The 15,517-nt window shown below is 67.4% G+C and carries 17 protein-coding genes; 13 read left to right on the top strand and 4 right to left on the bottom strand.

From position 1 onward, the window contains the following. Nucleotides 1-270 precede the first annotated feature (270 nt). Entirely contained in the window at nt 271-735 is a 465-nt protein-coding gene (locus tag ACF8LI_RS09155) for a MaoC family dehydratase (RefSeq protein WP_034390662.1), read from the top strand. A gap of 154 nt (nt 736-889) precedes the next feature. Here ACF8LI_RS09155 and ACF8LI_RS09150 read toward each other — a convergent pair whose 3' ends face one another. From ACF8LI_RS09150 to ACF8LI_RS09140, 3 genes are all read right to left on the bottom strand, one after another. Next, a complete protein-coding gene (locus ACF8LI_RS09150; RefSeq protein WP_016453737.1) occupies nt 890-1,195 on the bottom strand; it encodes a DUF4148 domain-containing protein in 306 nt (101 codons plus the stop codon). Between the two features lie 183 nt (nt 1,196-1,378). Then, nucleotides 1,379-1,876 carry a tRNA (uridine(34)/cytosine(34)/5-carboxymethylaminomethyluridine(34)-2'-O)-methyltransferase TrmL gene (trmL, locus tag ACF8LI_RS09145; RefSeq protein WP_392412417.1) on the bottom strand — a complete coding sequence of 166 codons (498 nt, stop codon included), beginning with the start codon at nt 1,874-1,876 and terminating at the stop codon, nt 1,379-1,381. Nucleotides 1,877-1,928: 52 nt separating this feature from the next. Beyond that, nucleotides 1,929-2,672, bottom strand: a complete 744-nt coding sequence (locus ACF8LI_RS09140) for a ComF family protein (protein ID WP_034399973.1) — start codon at nt 2,670-2,672, stop codon at nt 1,929-1,931. Nucleotides 2,673-2,761: 89 nt separating this feature from the next. On the opposite strand from ACF8LI_RS09140, the gene ACF8LI_RS09135 reads away from it, so the two are divergent. From ACF8LI_RS09135 to ACF8LI_RS09105, 7 genes are all read left to right on the top strand, one after another. Continuing rightward, nucleotides 2,762-3,664: a trans-aconitate 2-methyltransferase gene (locus tag ACF8LI_RS09135; protein WP_017406701.1), complete on the top strand. Its 903-nt coding sequence runs from the start codon at nt 2,762-2,764 to the stop codon at nt 3,662-3,664. Between the two features lie 688 nt (nt 3,665-4,352). Continuing rightward, complete coding sequence (coxB, locus tag ACF8LI_RS09130) at nt 4,353-5,534, top strand: cytochrome c oxidase subunit II (protein ID WP_016450139.1); 1,182 nt, start codon at nt 4,353-4,355, stop codon at nt 5,532-5,534. A 35-nt stretch (nt 5,535-5,569) separates the two neighbouring features. Further along, complete coding sequence (gene ctaD, locus ACF8LI_RS09125; RefSeq protein WP_016450140.1) at nt 5,570-7,240, top strand: cytochrome c oxidase subunit I; 1,671 nt, start codon at nt 5,570-5,572, stop codon at nt 7,238-7,240. A gap of 105 nt (nt 7,241-7,345) precedes the next feature. Next, on the top strand, nt 7,346-7,453 hold the full coding sequence (locus tag ACF8LI_RS09120) for a cytochrome oxidase small assembly protein (RefSeq protein ID WP_016450141.1): 108 nt from the start codon (nt 7,346-7,348) through the stop codon (nt 7,451-7,453). A 28-nt stretch (nt 7,454-7,481) separates the two neighbouring features. Next, the gene (locus ACF8LI_RS09115; protein ID WP_080945248.1) at nt 7,482-8,102 is read left to right on the top strand and encodes a cytochrome c oxidase assembly protein; all 621 of its coding nucleotides are present in this window, start codon (nt 7,482-7,484) and stop codon (nt 8,100-8,102) included. Further along, nucleotides 8,099-8,311 (top strand): DUF2970 domain-containing protein, encoded by a 213-nt coding sequence (locus ACF8LI_RS09110; protein WP_016450143.1) that lies wholly within the window; start codon nt 8,099-8,101, stop codon nt 8,309-8,311. Before ACF8LI_RS09115 ends, ACF8LI_RS09110 begins: the two co-directional genes overlap by 4 nt. A 70-nt stretch (nt 8,312-8,381) precedes the next feature. Beyond that, on the top strand, nt 8,382-9,263 hold the full coding sequence (locus ACF8LI_RS09105; RefSeq protein ID WP_016450144.1) for a cytochrome c oxidase subunit 3: 882 nt from the start codon (nt 8,382-8,384) through the stop codon (nt 9,261-9,263). 70 nt (nt 9,264-9,333) lie between these two features. On the opposite strand, the gene ACF8LI_RS09100 is transcribed toward ACF8LI_RS09105, so the two are convergent. After that, nucleotides 9,334-9,576: a twin transmembrane helix small protein gene (locus ACF8LI_RS09100; protein WP_016450145.1), complete on the bottom strand. Its 243-nt coding sequence runs from the start codon at nt 9,574-9,576 to the stop codon at nt 9,334-9,336. A gap of 29 nt (nt 9,577-9,605) precedes the next feature. Between ACF8LI_RS09100 and ACF8LI_RS09095 the strand changes: the two genes are divergently transcribed. The 5 genes from ACF8LI_RS09095 to ACF8LI_RS09075 all read left to right on the top strand — a co-directional run bounded on the left by ACF8LI_RS09095 (nt 9,606) and on the right by ACF8LI_RS09075 (nt 15,496). Next, complete coding sequence (locus ACF8LI_RS09095) at nt 9,606-10,379, top strand: SURF1 family protein (protein ID WP_047219387.1); 774 nt, start codon at nt 9,606-9,608, stop codon at nt 10,377-10,379. Then, nucleotides 10,366-11,055, top strand: coding sequence for a transmembrane protein (locus ACF8LI_RS09090; protein ID WP_047326130.1), 690 nt, complete (start codon nt 10,366-10,368; stop codon nt 11,053-11,055). The genes ACF8LI_RS09095 and ACF8LI_RS09090 overlap by 14 nt, the downstream gene beginning before the upstream one ends. Before the next feature lie 208 nt (nt 11,056-11,263). Next, nucleotides 11,264-11,878, top strand: coding sequence for an SCO family protein (locus ACF8LI_RS09085; RefSeq protein WP_016453745.1), 615 nt, complete (start codon nt 11,264-11,266; stop codon nt 11,876-11,878). Nucleotides 11,879-12,038: 160 nt separating this feature from the next. Then, nucleotides 12,039-13,634: a PAS domain-containing methyl-accepting chemotaxis protein gene (locus tag ACF8LI_RS09080; RefSeq protein ID WP_017404752.1), complete on the top strand. Its 1,596-nt coding sequence runs from the start codon at nt 12,039-12,041 to the stop codon at nt 13,632-13,634. Then, nucleotides 13,631-15,496, top strand: coding sequence for a bifunctional diguanylate cyclase/phosphodiesterase (locus ACF8LI_RS09075; RefSeq protein WP_047326055.1), 1,866 nt, complete (start codon nt 13,631-13,633; stop codon nt 15,494-15,496). Before ACF8LI_RS09080 ends, ACF8LI_RS09075 begins: the two co-directional genes overlap by 4 nt. Nucleotides 15,497-15,517: the final 21 nt, after the last annotated feature.

Below are 15,517 nucleotides of genomic sequence, written 5' to 3'. Positions count from 1 at the left end.
AATCAAGGCGCGCGACGCCGTGCGTGTGCCTACACGCACAAGGAGTGCAACGCCGAGTGGCGCGCTGGCAGGCTGCTTCCCTTCGGGTTGCGCGGTTGCGGGGCCGTCTGCCGCGTTGCTCACACTCGCAAGGCATGGGCCTTGCTGCGCATGAGCGCCTTGCATACAACCCCGCAACCGCGCAACGCGATCCACAAATTAACGTCAACAGACCCTAGCTGTCGCGCGCCCGACATGGAGCGCGCGGCACCGGCCCCTACCATTTGGGGCATGAAAACCTTCCATTCCTATTCCGAAGTGCGTGCCTGCGTGGGGCAGGAAGTCGCCGTCAGCGACTGGATCACCATCACCCAGCAGCAGGTGCAGCTGTTCGCCGATGCCACGGGCGACCAGCAATGGATCCATGTGGACCCCGAGCGCGCGTCCAAGGGCCCCTTCGGCGCGCCGATCGCGCATGGCTTTCTGACGCTGTCGCTGATTCCCCAGTTTTTCCAGAACTGCTTTCACATCGAAGGCGCGCAAATGGGCGTGAACTACGGCCTCAACCGCGTGCGCTTCACCTCGCCCGTGCCCGTGGGCAGCCGCCTGCGCGCGCGCCTGACGCTGCAGGCCGCTGAGCCCATCGAGCCCGGCGGCCTGCAGATGACCTGGCTGGTGACCGTGGAGCGCGAAGGCGCGGACAAGCCCGCCTGCGTGGCCGAGTCCGTGGCCCGCAACTACGGTGCCAAGGCCTGAATGAAAACTGACCCCCACGCTACCCTTGCTGCGCAAGGCCCGCTGCCCCCCCAAGGGGGCGCTTTTCATCTTGGGGCTGCCCGGCGATGAAAAAAGCCCGCAGGCGGCACCTGCGGGCTGGCTGCGTGGTGGCAGCGGTTGCGGGGTCTGGGACTCAGGCGCCGAAGTTCAGCTGGCCCGAACGCTCGGCAGCGGCGGCCTCGCGGCGCACTTCCTCGCGGCTCACGCCAGCGGTGGCAGTGTTCTGGATGGGCAGGTAGCCTTCGGCGACGGAGGGCATGGTGCCATTGGCCTGGGCGGCCTTCAGGTCGGCCATGACCTGGGCACGTGTCAGCGTGCTCTGGGTCTTCACTTCGGGCGGGTAGCTGCTGTTGTCGGCGTAGTCGAAGCCGGCGGCCTGGGCGGCGAAGGCGGAAACGGTGAGGGCGGCCAGGACGGCAAAACGGCGGGTGTTCTTCATGATTCAAGTCCTTTGTTTTGTTTCTGGGACAGGGCGTTCCTTGCGGAAATCGCTTGGTAACGTAGAGCCCATGACTCAAATGTAGGACGGTGTGGAATCGGGATAAACCCTTGGATTGGCAATGCGCTTTTTCAGCGGTTGAAACAATCGGCGGGGAACTTTCCGCCGACCCAGGCCGGTCGCTCAGGCCGCGCCGGGCGCGCCCTCGGCCAGTGCGGCGCCGGCAAACTGCTGCTGGCGCCAGGCTTCAAACACCGTCACGGCCACGGCGTTGGACAGGTTCAGGCTGCGCTGCTGCGGCAGCATGGGCAGGCGCAGGCGCTGCTGCGGCGGGAACTGCTCGCGCACCTCGGCGGGCAGGCCCTTGCTTTCGGAGCCGAACACCAGCCAGTCGCCGGGCTGGAAGCCGAGGGCGTGGGCGGGGCTGCTGCTGTGCGTGGTCATGGCGAACATGCGCTGGCGGTCCGGCCGGCAGTCCTGCAGGAAGGCCTGCCAGTCGGCATGGCGGCGCACGGGCGCGTACTCGTGGTAGTCGAGGCCGGCGCGGCGCATCAGGCGGTCTTCCATGGAAAAGCCCAGCGGCTCGATCAGGTGCAGGCTGCAGCCGGTGTTGGCGGCCAGACGGATCACATTGCCGGTATTGGGCGGGATCTCCGGCGCGACGAGAACGATATGGAACATGGCCCGTATTGTCTCGCGGCGGCGGATGCCCCCGGGCCCCGGTCCCCTGCGGTCAGGGCGTGCGCGCCAGCACCAGGGCGCTGACCTCGGCCGCGCCTGCGCGGCGCAGGCAGGTGGCCAGCGCATGCAGGCTGGCGCCCGTGGTCATCACATCGTCGATCAACAGGATCTTGCGGCCGCGCACATGGGGCAGTTGCGCAGGTGGCACGGCAAAGACCGTGCGCAGCTGGCGCAGGCGCAGGGCGCGCGGCAGGTCATGCTGGGCCTGTGCCGTGTGGGCGCGCTGCACGGCCTGGTGCCGCAGCTTGCCCCGGGTGGATGCGCTGCAGAGCGCGCGGGCCAGCACCAGGGTCTGGTGAAAGCCGCGCTCTCGCAGGCGCTGCGGCGACAGCGGCATGGGCAGCAGCAGGTCGCATTGCTGCAGTTGCTCGCGCGCCTGAGGCAACTCCAGCAGCAGATCGGCCAGGCTGCGTGCCAGGCCGGTGTCTCCCCGGAACTTGAAGTCGCCGATCACCGTGTGCCACGGGTAGGCATAGTCCAGCGCGGCCAGGCAGTGCGTCAGCGGCGGCGGCTTGAGCAGGCAGGCGCCGCAGGTGCGGGGACCATCGGCGCCGGTGCGGGCCGGCAGCGGCATGGCGCAGCGCCCGCATCGCGCCATGGGTCCGGCCCAGCGTGCGCGGCAGTCCTGGCACAGGCGCCGCGCAGGCCAGCGGTGGCAGACGGCGCATTGGCTGGGCAGCAGGCCGGGCAGGCCGGCATGCCAGCGCGAAAGCCATGACGCAGGCAGGTTGGGCATGGAGTCAATATACTCGCGCCGCGTCCGCCACCCCTTTGCTCCGGGGCCGGGCGCCTGTCTTTTGAGGAGCACGGATTCCCCGCCCAGCCATGTCCCACGAATTGCCTCCCACCATCGATCCGGCCGCCGCATTGCGCTGGCAGCAGGGCGCGCCTGCGGCCTCGCCGTGGCTGCATGAGGAGGTGGCGCGCCGCATGCAGGAGCGGCTGGACTGGATCGTCAAGCCGCCCCAGCGCTGGTGCCACTGGCAGCCCGTGCGCGGCGGCCTGCAGGCCCATGCGCTGCTGCGCCAGCGCTATGCGCAGTCCGAATGCCTGGTCTATGAAGCCTCGCCGCTGCATGAGGCCGCCGCCCGCGAGCAGCTGGGCGCGCGCTGGTGGCAGCCCGCGCGCTGGACCGGGGGCGCCACGCGCTTCGGCGAGCCCGAGCCCGCCGGCGTGGACATGCTGTGGGCCAACATGGCCCTGCACCAGCAGGCCGACCCGCAGGCGCTGATCGCGCGCTGGCACCAGGCGCTGTCCGTGGACGGCTATGTGATGTTCTCCTGCCTGGGGCCCGATACGCTGCGCGAACTGCATGCCCTCTACGCCCAGCTCGGCTGGCCGCCCGCCGGGCAGGCCTTCACCGACATGCACGACTGGGGCGACATGCTGGTGCACGCAGGCTTCAGCGAGCCGGTGATGGACATGGAGCACATCACGCTGACCTTTGCCACGCCCGAGCGGCTGCTGCAGGAGCTGCGCGAGCTGGGCCGCAACTTCCATCCGCAACGCTTTGCCGCGCTGCGCGGCCGCCGCTGGCAGCAGCGCCTGCACGACGCCTTGCGCGAACGGCTGGCCGGCCCCGACGGGCAGCTGGCGCTGACCTTCGAGATCGTCTACGGCCATGCCTACAAGCCGCAGCCGCGCGTGCGCCTGGAGTCCAGCAGCGCCGTGTCGCTGGAGGACATGCGCAGCATGCTGCGCCAGCCGCGCAACACGGGTTTGCGATAGCCTGAATGTCGCTTTCCGGTCATTGATCGAAAACAAAAACGTCTACACTTTTCCCGAGCTGACAGAGACAACAGCTTTTCCCTGGGCTCGCTCTCCCGGGCCGGGAAAAGACCAGCGGTCCGCAGGCCGAAAGGGGAGACGATTTGGTGTTTCGCTTTGCCACGGGAACGAGAACGGGCCGGCGCATTCAAGAGTGGCCCGCCCGCAAGTTTGATCATCACCGGCTGCAGCAGTGCCTGCTCCTCTGGGAGCGGGCACTGGTCTTTCTGTCCCTGTGTTCCCTGCTGCCCGCACTGCTGGGCCGCATGCGCTGCCTCTTTCCATCCGCTCCCGGCCCGCACGGCACACACGGCACACACGGCACACACGGCACACATGCCCTGAAGGGCCGGCGCGCGCGCATCCTCCCATCCACTTTGCTGCTGTCCCCCGAGTTCATGCGCCTGCAGGCGCAGGCGGGGATGGCGGCCCGCCCCCATCCTGGTCCCATGTCCGAGCTGCCGTTGATGCCGGCTGGCACGCTATTGGTGATTGCGCGCAGGCACATCTGCGGCGCTTTCATGCATGCTCGGACAGTTGAGGCCGGGAGTTGCCCTTTGGGCAGGCGTTGAACGGTCTGGCTGCGCGGCCCCCACGCCGGCGCAGCGGAGCGAGTGGATAACCCGAGGCTTAGATGTAAGTGAAAACTATGAAAAGCATTTCCACCAGGCTGGTTCTCTGGGGCTTGATGAGTGTGGCAGGGGCAGGCTCCCTTGCACATGCGGCGACAGATCTGCCAGGCGGCCCGGCCGTCAATCAGCTCAACCTTCATCCGGCGGTCACGCGCATCGCGCATGAGCAGCATTACCTGCACTGGATGATGCTGATCATCTGCACGGTGATCTTCATCGGCGTGTTCGCCGTGATGTTCTATTCGATCTGGAAGCACCGCAAATCGCGCGGCGCCAAGGCCGCGAACTTCCACGAATCGGCCACGGTCGAGGTGGTCTGGACCGTCGTGCCCTTCATCATCGTCGTGCTCATGGCGCTGCCGGCCACCAAGGTGCTGGTGGCGCAGAAGGACACCACCAACGCCGATGTCACGATCAAGGCCACGGGCTACCAGTGGAAATGGGGCTACGACTACATCAACGGCGAAGGCGAGGGCCTGAGCTTCATCTCCACGCTGGACAGCAGCCACCGCGTGCTGTCCGACAGCGGCGATGTGTCCAAGGCACCCAACGACTACCTGCTCAAGGTGGACAACCCGCTGGTCGTGCCCGTGGACCGCAAGGTGCGCATCATCACCACGGCCAACGACGTGATCCACTCCTTCATGGTGCCGTCCTTCGGCATCAAGCAGGATGCGATTCCGGGCTTCGTGCGCGACACCTGGTTCCGCGCCGAGAAGACCGGCGACTACTACGGCCAGTGCGCCGAGCTGTGCGGCAAGGAGCATGCCTACATGCCCATCCACGTGAAGGTGCTGTCCAATGACGGCTACAAGGCCTGGGTGGACGAGCAAAAGAAGATCGCCGCCGCCAAGAAGGACGACCCCAGCAAGGTCTGGTCCCTGCAAGACCTGATCGCACGCGGCGAGAAGGTCTATGCGGCCAACTGCGCGGCCTGCCACCAGGCCAACGGCAAGGGCGCCGGTCCCATCAAGGCGCTGGACGGCAGCCCCGTGGTCCTGGGTCCCACGGCCGAGATGATGCATGTGGTGCTGGAAGGCCGTGCCAACGGCGCCATGCCCGCCTGGAAGCAGCTGAGCGATACCGAGCTGGCCGCCGTGGTCACCTTTGCCAAGAACCACTGGTCCAACAAGACCGGCCAGCTGGTGCAGCCGGCCGAGTTCGTGGCCGCCCGCACCGGCAAGTTCCCTGCGCAGTGAGCACGCAAGACAGATGAGCGATTGGAGATAACAGCATGAGCGCCGTACTTCCCCCCATCCACAGCCCTGCGGGCGAGGGCCACGAACATGCGCATGAGCACGAGCATGGACACGGGCATGACGACCATCACCACCACGCCACGCCCACGGGCTGGCGGCGCTGGATGTTCGCCACCAACCACAAGGACATCGGCACGCTGTACCTGCTGTTCTCGTTCACCATGCTGATGGTGGGCGGGGTGCTGGCGCTGCTGATCCGCGCCGAGCTGTTCCAGCCCGGGCTGCAGATCGTCAACCCCGAGCTGTTCAACCAGCTGACCACCATGCACGGCCTGATCATGGTGTTCGGCGCCATCATGCCGGCCTTCGTGGGCTTTGCGAACTGGATGCTGCCGCTGCAGATCGGCGCCTCCGACATGGCCTTCGCGCGCATGAACAACTTCAGCTTCTGGCTGCTGATCCCGGCCGGCCTGATGCTGGTGGGCTCGTTCTTCATGCCCGGCGGCGCACCCGCCGCAGGCTGGACGCTGTATGCGCCGCTGACGCTGCAGATGGGGCCGTCCATGGACACCTCCATCCTGGCCATGCACATCATGGGCGCAAGCTCCATCATGGGCGCCATCAACATCATCGTCACCGTGCTCAACATGCGCGCGCCCGGCATGACGCTGATGAAGATGCCCATGTTCGCCTGGACCTGGCTGATCACGGCCTACCTGCTGATCGCCGTCATGCCCGTGCTGGCCGGCGCCATCACCATGACGCTGACGGACCGCCATTTCGGCACCAGCTTCTTCAACCCCGCAGGCGGCGGCGATCCGGTGATGTACCAGCACATCTTCTGGTTCTTCGGCCACCCCGAGGTCTACATCATGATCCTGCCGGCCTTCGGCATCATCAGCCAGATCGTGCCGGCCTTCAGCCGCAAGAAGCTGTTCGGCTATGCGTCCATGGTGTATGCGACCTCGTCCATCGCCATCCTGTCCTTCATCGTGTGGGCGCACCACATGTTCACGACCGGCATGCCCGTCACGGGCCAGCTGTTCTTCATGTACGCCACCATGCTGATCTCGGTGCCCACGGCCGTGAAGATCTTCAACTGGGTGGCCACCATGTGGCGTGGCTCCATGACCTTCGAGACGCCCATGCTGTTCTCGGTGGGCTTCATCTTCGTGTTCACCATGGGCGGCTTCACGGGCCTGATCCTGTCGATGGCGCCCATCGACATCCAGCTGCAGGACACCTACTACGTGGTGGCCCACTTCCACTACGTGCTGGTGGCCGGATCGCTGTTCTCCATGTTCGCGGCCTACTACTACTGGGCGCCCAAGTGGACGGGCGTGATGTATTCGGAGACGCGCGGCCAGATCCACTTCTGGGGCTCGCTGATCTTCTTCAACATCACCTTCTTCCCCATGCACTTCCTGGGCCTGGCGGGCATGCCGCGCCGCTATGCCGACTACCCCATGCAGTTCGCCGACTTCAACATGGTGGCCTCGCTGGGCGCGCTGGGCTTCGGCCTGATGCAGGTGTATTTCTTCCTCTTCGTCGTCGTGCCCGCCATGCGCGGCAAGGGCGAGAAGGCGCCGCAAAAGCCCTGGGAGGCTGCCGAAGGCCTGGAGTGGGAAGTGCCCTCGCCGGCGCCGTTCCATACCTTCGAGACGCCGCCCAAGCTGGATGCGACGGCGACCCGCGTCATAGGCTGAAACGAACCACCGCCTGGGTCGCTTCGCGCCTTCCCCCTTCCTTGGTGTCCCTGGGGTGGGGCGCGACAGTCTCAGAGATTGCCAGTAGTCATGGAGATCAGAAAAATGGATGCACAGCAACGAAAAGCCAACGTGCGGCTGGCGCTGATCCTGGTATCGGTGGCGCTGGTCTTTCTGGCCGGCTTCGTGATCAAGATCACCGTGCTCCATTGAGCGCTTGAAGGCAACAGGAGGGCAATCCGTGAGCGTGCGCAGTGAAAACGCGAAGATGGTGGGCAAGCTGGCCGTGGTGGCGCTGGGCATGTTTGCCTTCGGCTACGTGCTGATTCCCATCTACAAGCACATCTGCGAGCTCACGGGCATCAACATCCTGTCGCTGTCCGAGCGGCAGGTGCCGGGCAACGGCACGGCCGGGCGCGATGTGAAGCTGCCTGCCAACTCGCAGGTGGACAAGAGCCGCACCATCACCGTGGAGTTCGACGCCAATGCGCGCGGGCCCTGGGACTTCAAGCCGGCGCAGCGCTCCATGCAGGTCCATCCGGGCGAGCTGGCCACGGTCATGTACGAATTCCAGAATGTGCAGAACCGCCGCATGGCGGCCCAGGCGATACCGAGCTATGCGCCACGCCAGGCGGCTGCGCATTTCAACAAGCTCGAGTGCTTCTGCTTTTCGCAGTACACGCTGGAGCCAGGGGAAAAGCGCGAGTGGCCGGTGGCCTTCGTGATCGATCCGCGCATCTCCAAGGACGTGACCACGATCACGCTGTCCTATACCTTCTTCGAGGTGGGCGGCAGCACGCCGGCCGCGCCCACGGGCGATGCGCCGGTGGCCGCAGGGCCGAAGCAGGAGCCGGCCTCATGAATGCGCCGCAACCCGGGGACAAGCGCCGCCCGCCCAGCGTGTGGCGCACGGTGCGCGCCGTGGCCTGGTCCCTGTTCGGCGTGCGCAGGGCAAGCGAGTACCAGCAGGACGGGGAGCGCATCACGCCGCTGCATGTGATTGCAGTGGGGCTGGCGGCCATCTTCCTGCTGGTGCTGGGATTGATCGCGCTGGTCAAGCTCGTGGTCTGAGCGGCGCGGCCATCGGGGACAGAGAGTGATCGACGGGAAACACAGAACCAAGAATGTCAGGAGCTGAGCAATGAGTGCAACCACCCACGGCAAAACGCCTTACTACTACGTGCCGGCAGAGTCCAGCCATCCCGTCATGGCGGCGGCGGGGCTGTTCTTCGTGATCCTGGGCGCGGGCAACTGGATCAACGGCCATGAATGGGGCATGTACAGCCTGGGCCTGGGCCTGGTCTGGTGGCTGGCCGTGCTCTTTTTCTGGTTCCGGGAGGCCGCGCATGAAAGCGAGTCCGGCAAGTACGGTCGCAAGATCGACCTGTCCTTCCGCTGGAGCATGAGCTGGTTCATCTTCTCCGAGGTGATGTTCTTCGGCGCCTTCTTCACCGCCCTGTGGTGGGCGCGCTCGCACTCGGTGCCCGCGCTGGGCAGCCTGGACAACGCCTTGCTGTGGCCCGACTTCAAGGCCGTCTGGCCCAGCATGGCAGCCGGCGCCACGGCCTCGCCGGCCAACAGTGTCGAGCCCTTCCAGACCGTGGGCCCGTTCTGGCTGCCCACCATCAACACGGCGCTGCTGCTGACTTCGGGCGTGACGCTGACCATTGCCCACCATGCGCTGCAGGCCGGCCACCGCGCCCGCACCATCGCCTTCATGTGGATGACGGTGATCCTGGGCTTCGTCTTCCTGTGCGTGCAGGGCTACGAGTACTACCACCTGTACACGGATCTGAACCTCAAGCTGTCCTCGGGCGTGTTCGGCTCGACCTTCTTCCTGCTCACGGGATTCCACGGCTTCCACGTCTTCGTGGGCATGCTGATGCTGTTCTTCATCACCATGCGCCTGCATGCCGGGCACTTCACGGCCGAGCGGCATTTCGGCTTCGAGGGCGCGGCATGGTACTGGCACTTCGTGGACGTGGTGTGGCTGTTCCTCTACGTGCTGGTCTACTGGATGTAGTCTGTATCCGGCCCCATGCAAAAAGAAGCGCCAGGGCGCTTCTTTTTGTTTGTGGGGGCAGGGGGCTTGTCTATTGCCCGGCGGTCCAGCCGGTGGGATGGATGTAGCCCAGCTTGGCCGCCAGCAGCACGCACAGGAACAGCGCGATGGACAGGCCCACGCGCAGCGCCAGTGCACGGAACATGGCGCGGCTGCGGCGCCTGTCGTCGCCCGCACCCTGCTGGTCTTCGGGATTGCGGCGCATCATGAAGAACAGGGCGCTGCCCAGACTGGCGACAATGGCCAGCAGGGCAAGAACGATCACGAATTTCATGGGTGGATTATCCGGTGCGTGTTTCCAGAATGCCAGAGCGCTGGCGGTTTGTACTGATCACCTTGGCCGCGCTGATCGGCGTGGCCGTCACGCTGTCCCTGGGCCGCTGGCAGCTGCAGCGCGCGGCCTACAAGCAGGAACTGTTCGACGCCGTGCAGCGCCAGCAGGGCCTGCCGCCGTGGAGCAACGCCCAGCTGGCAGCCGTGCAGCCCGATGCGGTGCCGAACCCCGAAGCCGCGCCCTGGCTGCACCGTCCCGTGCAATTGCAGGGCCACTGGATTGCGGGGCAGACGCTGTACCTGGACAACCGCCAGATGCAGGGCCAGCCGGGCTTCTTCGTGCTCACGCCGCTGCGGCTGGCTGCGCCGCATGAGGACGTGGTGATTGCCGTGCAGCGCGGCTGGGTGCCGCGCAACTTCCTGGACCGCACGGCCCTGCCCGAGGTGCAGACGCCCGAAGGGCTGGTGACCGTCCAGGGGCGCATGGAGGCCGCGCCGTCCCGGCTCTACGAATTCGGCCGTGCAGGGGCAGACCCTGATGGGCAAAAGTCGCGCATCCGACAGAATGTGGACATTGCCGAATGGGCCGTGGCCTCCGGGCTGCCGCTGCGCGAATGGAGCCTGCTGCAGACCGGCGAAGCCAGCGAAGGCCTGCGGCGCGACTGGCCCGTTGTGACGGCCGGTGTCGAGAAACACCATGGCTATGCGTTCCAATGGTTTGGACTTGCGGCCCTGATCACGCTTTTGTATGTCTGGTTCCAAATCGTCCGACGCTTTGTCCGCCCGCGCCATGCCCGCTCCTGAGACTCCCCTGGAGATGACTGTCCATGGCCTGCCACCCTTGCAGCCGGGCCTTGCCGGCGCGCAACGCACGCGCAGCGGCCGCTGGAAGATGCTGGCCGTGTTCGCGGTCTGCGCCGCGCCCGTGGTGGCCTCCTATTTCACCTACTACGTGCTGCGGCCTGGCCAGCAGCGCAGCTTTGGCGAGCTGATCGCGGACCAGCCAGCCTTGCCACCGGCCACGGCCACCACGCTGGACGGCGCCCCTGTACCGCTGCAGTCGCTCAAGGGCCAATGGCTGCTGCTGAGCGTGGCGGGCGGGGCTTGCGGCAGCGCCTGCGAAAGCCATCTCTATCTGCAGCGCCAGCTGCGCGAAACCCTGGGCCGCGAAAAGGACCGGCTGGACCGGGTCTGGCTCATCTCCGACGACGCTCCCGTGCCTGCCCACCTGCGCCCCGCGCTGGCCCAGGCCACGGTGCTGCGCGTGCCCGAGGCCGTGCTGCGCGGCTGGCTGCAGCCCGCGCCCGGTCATGCGCTGCAGGACCACCTGTACGTGGTGGACCCGCAGGGCCACTGGATGATGCGCATGCCCGCCGGGCTGGGCATGGCCGACGCCGGCAAGGCCAAGCGCGACCTGGACCGGCTGCTGCGAGCATCGGCCTCGTGGGACACGGCGGGACGCCCCGGCGACGGCGACTGAGGCCTGCGCCAAGGAACCGAGCCGGCAGCCAGGCCGTCTCATGGAGGCAGGCAGGCCCCGCAGCGCCGGGGTCTTGCGGTTATGGGTTATGGTTTGCGGCTGTGCGAAAGCGCCTTCAGCAGACGCTTTCGCCTTTTCCCTTTCCAGCCCGGGCGGCGCGCAGGCTTTGCGGCCACGCAGCCTGCGGCAACTACCTTGTTGAGGAAGCATGAACAAACGGACAGCGCTGCGCTTTCTGGGCGTGACCGCCATGGCATGGGGCGCCCTGGCGCTGAGCGGATGCTCGCGCGAGGCCAAGACCAGTTTCCAGGGCGTCGATGTCACGGGCGCCGAATACGCCAAGGACATTCCCCTGCGCGATGTGGACGGCAAGCAGCGCAGCATCAAGGACTTTGCGGGCAAGGTCGTCGTGGTCTTCTTCGGCTACACGCAATGCCCCGACGTATGCCCCACCACGTTGCAGGAGCTGGTCGAGGTCAAGCAGCAGCTGGGCGCCGATGGCGACAGGCTGCAGGGCGTCTTCGTCACCCTGGACCCCGAGCGCGACACGCCCGAGGTGCTCAAGGCCTACCTGGGCAACTTCGATCCCGGCTTCGTCGGCCTGCACGGCACGCCCGAGGAGACGGCGGCCGTGGCCAAGGATTTCAAGCTCTTCTACAAGAAGGTGCCCGGCAAGACCGAAGGCACCTACACGCTGGACCATTCGGCCGGCAGCTATGTCTACGACACGGCCGGCCGCCTGCGCGTGTACGAGCGCTACGGCGGCGGCCCGCAGGTGCTGGGCGCCGACGTCAAGGCCCTGCTGCAGGAAAAGCGTTCCTGATCCTGCGCGCGCCGCAGCCAGTGTGACCGCCGTCACATTGGCTGCGTTTAGGCGCGATGCGGCACACCATCCCTGATGTGCATCGCCGCAGGACTGCTTAGAGTGGGCCCCGCCTGGAGCGTCATGCCGACGCCCCGCCCATCTCCAAGAGACCTGATCCATGCGGCGAAACGTGTACGTCACCCAGCGTGAGTACCCTTTGAACGAAGGAGAGACGCTTCTTTCCGTCACCGACCTGAAGGGGCGCATCGTCTATGCCAACGATGCCTTCATCCGCGTCAGCGGCTTCGAGGCCGCCGAGCTCTACGGCAAGGCCCACAGCATCGTGCGCCATCCGGACATGCCGGCCGCCGCCTTCGCCGACATGTGGTCCACCATCCAGCGAGGGCTGCCCTGGAGCGCCCTGGTCAAGAACCGGCGCAAGAACGGCGACCACTACTGGGTGCGCGCCAACGCCAGTCCCATACGGCATGCGGGCACCGTGGTCGGCTACCTGTCCGTGCGCACCCGGCCGCAGCCGTGCGAAGTGCAGCAGCATGCGGCGCTCTATGAACAGATCAATGCCGGCGTGCGCTCGCTGGGCCTGCACCGGGGCTTCCCAGTGGGGCGTGGCGCCGCGGGCGCGCTGCAGCGCTGGTGGCGCTTCAGGCCGCTGGCCTGGCGGGCGCAGGCCATGGTGGCGGGACTGTGGCTGCTGGGATCGGCCGGGCTGTGGTTGCCGTCGCTGCAGGCCTGGGCCTCGGCTTTGCCCCTGTCCCTGACGCTGGCCGAGATCTGGCCCGCCTGGCTGATCTGGAGCCTGGCTTGCGTGGCGGCCGGGCAGTGGCTGCGCACCAGGCTGCTCATGCCCCTGGCTGCCCTGCGCGGACAGGCCCAGGCCGTGGCCAGCGGGCAGCAGACGGGGGAACTGTTCACGCAGCGCACGGACGAGATCGGCGCCATCGGCGGCGCCGTGCGGCAGACCGGACTCAACCTGGTCTCCCTGGTGGACGACATCCAGGGCAAGAGCGACCAGGTGCGCCGCTGCGCGCTGGCCGTGCAGCAGGGCAGCACCGAACTGAGCGACCGCACCGAGGCTGCCGCCGCCAGCCTGGAGCAATCGGCCCAGGCCATGCAGGCCCTGGCCTGCGCCATAGAGCGCAGCAGCGCCCAGGCCGGCGAGGCCGCCCGCCGCGCGCGGCATGGCGTGGACATGGCCGGGCAGAGCAGCCGCATGGTCGCACAACTGGACCAGGGCATGCGCGGCGTGGCCCGGACCAGCGACCAGGTCGGGGAGATCAGCTCGCTCATCGACGGCATTGCCTTTCAGACCAATCTGCTGGCGCTCAACGCCGCCGTGGAGGCCGCGCGCGCCGGCGAGCACGGCAAGGGCTTTGCCGTGGTGGCCGACGAGGTGCGCGGCCTGTCCCAGCGCAGCGCCCACGCTGCGCGCCAGATCAAGGCATTGATCGAGGCATCGCAGCAGCAGGTGGCGCAAAGCTGCGCCATGGCGCGCGAAATGGGCGAGGCCATGCTCGCCGTGCAGGCCGACATGCGCGAGCAGCTGCTGCTGGCCGAAGGCATGCAGGCCGCCAGCCAGGCCCAGGCCGGTGGCGTGCAACAGGTACAGGCCGCCGTGCAGCAGCTCGAACAGATGACCCAGCACAACGCCACGCTGGCGCGCGACACCATCGCGCACGCGCAGCAGCTGGCCGGGCAGGCTCAGGCGCTGGAGGCTGCGGCATCGGTCTTCCACGGCAAGGGGCCGTCCGCATGATGGCGTCGGCCTGGAGCGCGCAAGCCGGCCATCTGATCGGGCCGTGCGAGGCGCTGGATGAGGAGCTCAAGCGCGTGGCCATGGAGGCCGCGCCCGACGGCATCGTGCTCGTGGATCGCAAGGGCCGCATCCTGCTGGCCAATCCCGCCATGCAGGCCATGAGCGGCTATGGCGCCTCCGAGCTGCTGGGCCGTCCGCTGCAGATGCTGCTGCCGCCCGAGGCGCATGCGGCCCATGGGCCGCAGCTGCAGTCCTACTTCGCCCAGCCCGCGCGCCGGCCCATGGGGCAGGGGCGGGACCTGTGGCTGCTGCGCAAGGACGGCAAGCGCCTGTCCGTGGACATCGCCCTGGGCCATTCCCCGCACGGCGGGGGCGTGGCCGTGGCCTTTGTGCGCGACCTGTCGCAGCTGCGCCAGATGGAGGCCTGCATGCACTACCACGCCACGCACGACACGCTCACCGGCCTGCTCAACCGCTGGCAGTTCGGGTTGCAGCTGGAGCAGGCGATCTCGCAGGCGCAGGCGCAAGTGGGTTCGGGCTCGGGCTCGGGCACCGGGCCCGCGTCCTTTGCGCTGCTGCTGCTCGACCTCGACAACTTCAAGGCCATCAACGACGGCTATGGCCACGACGTGGGCGACCAGGTGCTCAAGGAAGTGGCGCGCCGCCTGCAGGCCGCGCTGGGCACTTCGGCCACGCTGGCGCGCATGGGCGGTGACGAGTTCACCGCCGTGCTGCATCCCTGCAACGGGCCGGACCTGCGCCGGCGCGTCGACGCGCTGCTGGGCGAGCTGTGCCGGCCCTGCGCCATCGGCCACTACGCGCTGAACTTCGGCGCCAGCGTGGGCGTGGCCTTCTACCCGCAGGACGCGGGCGATGCGGCCACCCTCATGCGCTATGCCGACATGGCCATGTACGACGCCAAGCAGCGCGGCCGTGCCTCCTACGCCTGCTATGCCAGCGCCATGGGCGAGGCCATGGCCGAGAAAGTGCTGCTGCACGAACGCCTCAAGCGCGCCCTGGACCGGGGTCTGCTGAGCCTGCATTTCCAGCCCCAGGTGCAGGTGCTGGGCGGCCAGGTCCAGGGCGTGGAGGCCCTGCTGCGCTGGAACGACGAGCAGATGGGCTGGGTCTCGCCGGAGCGCTTCGTGCCCGTGGCCGAGTCCACGGGCCTGATCCTCGCGCTGGGCGAATGGGTGATCGATGCGGCCTGCCGCCAGGCCGGCGACTGGCTGCGCGCAGGCATGCCGCTGCGCGTGGCGGTCAACCTCTCGGCCCAGCAACTGCGCCAGGCCGACCTGCAGCAGCGCCTCATGGGCAGCCTGGCCCGGCATGGCGTGCCGCCGCACCTGCTGGAGCTGGAAGTCACCGAGTCCGCCGCCATGACCGACCCGCAGCAGGCGCGCGAACTGCTGGGCAGCCTGCTTGCCGCAGGTGTCTGCGTGGTGCTGGATGATTTCGGCACCGGCTACTCCTCGCTGGCCCACCTGCGCGATCTGCCCGTCTCGCGCGTGAAGATAGACCGCACCTTCATCGGCCCCATGCTCGACAGCCCGGCCGACGCCAAGATCGTCAAGGCCGTGATCGCGCTGGCCCGCACCCTGGGCCTGCAGGTGGTGGCCGAAGGCGTGGAAACCGCCGAGCAGCTGCGCCTGCTGCGCATCCTGGACTGCGACGCCTACCAGGGCTGGCTCTTCGCCCGCGCCATGCCGGCGGAGCAGATTCCCGCGCTGATTCACAAGCCCGTGGCGACCTTGCTGGCGCAGCAGGAGGAAGAGGCGCTTGAGCATCAAACTGCGGACTGTTGCGATGGGAAGGGAGCGATGGTGAGCAGGGACGGCGGTTCTGCCAAACCTGGCGCTTGATGTTGCAACAGGTCGACAAGC

The sequence above is a fragment of the Delftia sp. WSY_12 genome (genome assembly GCF_043104645.1).
In the GTDB taxonomy this organism is placed as follows: Bacteria; Pseudomonadota; Gammaproteobacteria; order Burkholderiales; family Burkholderiaceae_C; genus Comamonas; species Comamonas tsuruhatensis.
Note: the sequence above shows the minus strand (reverse complement) of the source record. Positions and strands in the feature narration are given on the sequence as shown.

Coding starts and splice junctions, on each gene's coding strand:
- ACF8LI_RS09155 (WP_034390662.1), top strand. CDS start 271: ATGAAAACCTTCCATTCCTATTCCGAAGTGCGTGCCTGCGTGGGGCAG.
- ACF8LI_RS09150 (WP_016453737.1), bottom strand. CDS start 1,195: ATGAAGAACACCCGCCGTTTTGCCGTCCTGGCCGCCCTCACCGTTTCC.
- trmL (WP_392412417.1), bottom strand. CDS start 1,876: ATGTTCCATATCGTTCTCGTCGCGCCGGAGATCCCGCCCAATACCGGC.
- ACF8LI_RS09140 (WP_034399973.1), bottom strand. CDS start 2,672: ATGCCCAACCTGCCTGCGTCATGGCTTTCGCGCTGGCATGCCGGCCTG.
- ACF8LI_RS09135 (WP_017406701.1), top strand. CDS start 2,762: ATGTCCCACGAATTGCCTCCCACCATCGATCCGGCCGCCGCATTGCGC.
- coxB (WP_016450139.1), top strand. CDS start 4,353: ATGAAAAGCATTTCCACCAGGCTGGTTCTCTGGGGCTTGATGAGTGTG.
- ctaD (WP_016450140.1), top strand. CDS start 5,570: ATGAGCGCCGTACTTCCCCCCATCCACAGCCCTGCGGGCGAGGGCCAC.
- ACF8LI_RS09120 (WP_016450141.1), top strand. CDS start 7,346: ATGGATGCACAGCAACGAAAAGCCAACGTGCGGCTGGCGCTGATCCTG.
- ACF8LI_RS09110 (WP_016450143.1), top strand. CDS start 8,099: ATGAATGCGCCGCAACCCGGGGACAAGCGCCGCCCGCCCAGCGTGTGG.
- ACF8LI_RS09105 (WP_016450144.1), top strand. CDS start 8,382: ATGAGTGCAACCACCCACGGCAAAACGCCTTACTACTACGTGCCGGCA.
- ACF8LI_RS09100 (WP_016450145.1), bottom strand. CDS start 9,576: ATGAAATTCGTGATCGTTCTTGCCCTGCTGGCCATTGTCGCCAGTCTG.
- ACF8LI_RS09095 (WP_047219387.1), top strand. CDS start 9,606: ATGCCAGAGCGCTGGCGGTTTGTACTGATCACCTTGGCCGCGCTGATC.
- ACF8LI_RS09090 (WP_047326130.1), top strand. CDS start 10,366: ATGCCCGCTCCTGAGACTCCCCTGGAGATGACTGTCCATGGCCTGCCA.
- ACF8LI_RS09085 (WP_016453745.1), top strand. CDS start 11,264: ATGAACAAACGGACAGCGCTGCGCTTTCTGGGCGTGACCGCCATGGCA.
- ACF8LI_RS09080 (WP_017404752.1), top strand. CDS start 12,039: ATGCGGCGAAACGTGTACGTCACCCAGCGTGAGTACCCTTTGAACGAA.
- ACF8LI_RS09075 (WP_047326055.1), top strand. CDS start 13,631: ATGATGGCGTCGGCCTGGAGCGCGCAAGCCGGCCATCTGATCGGGCCG.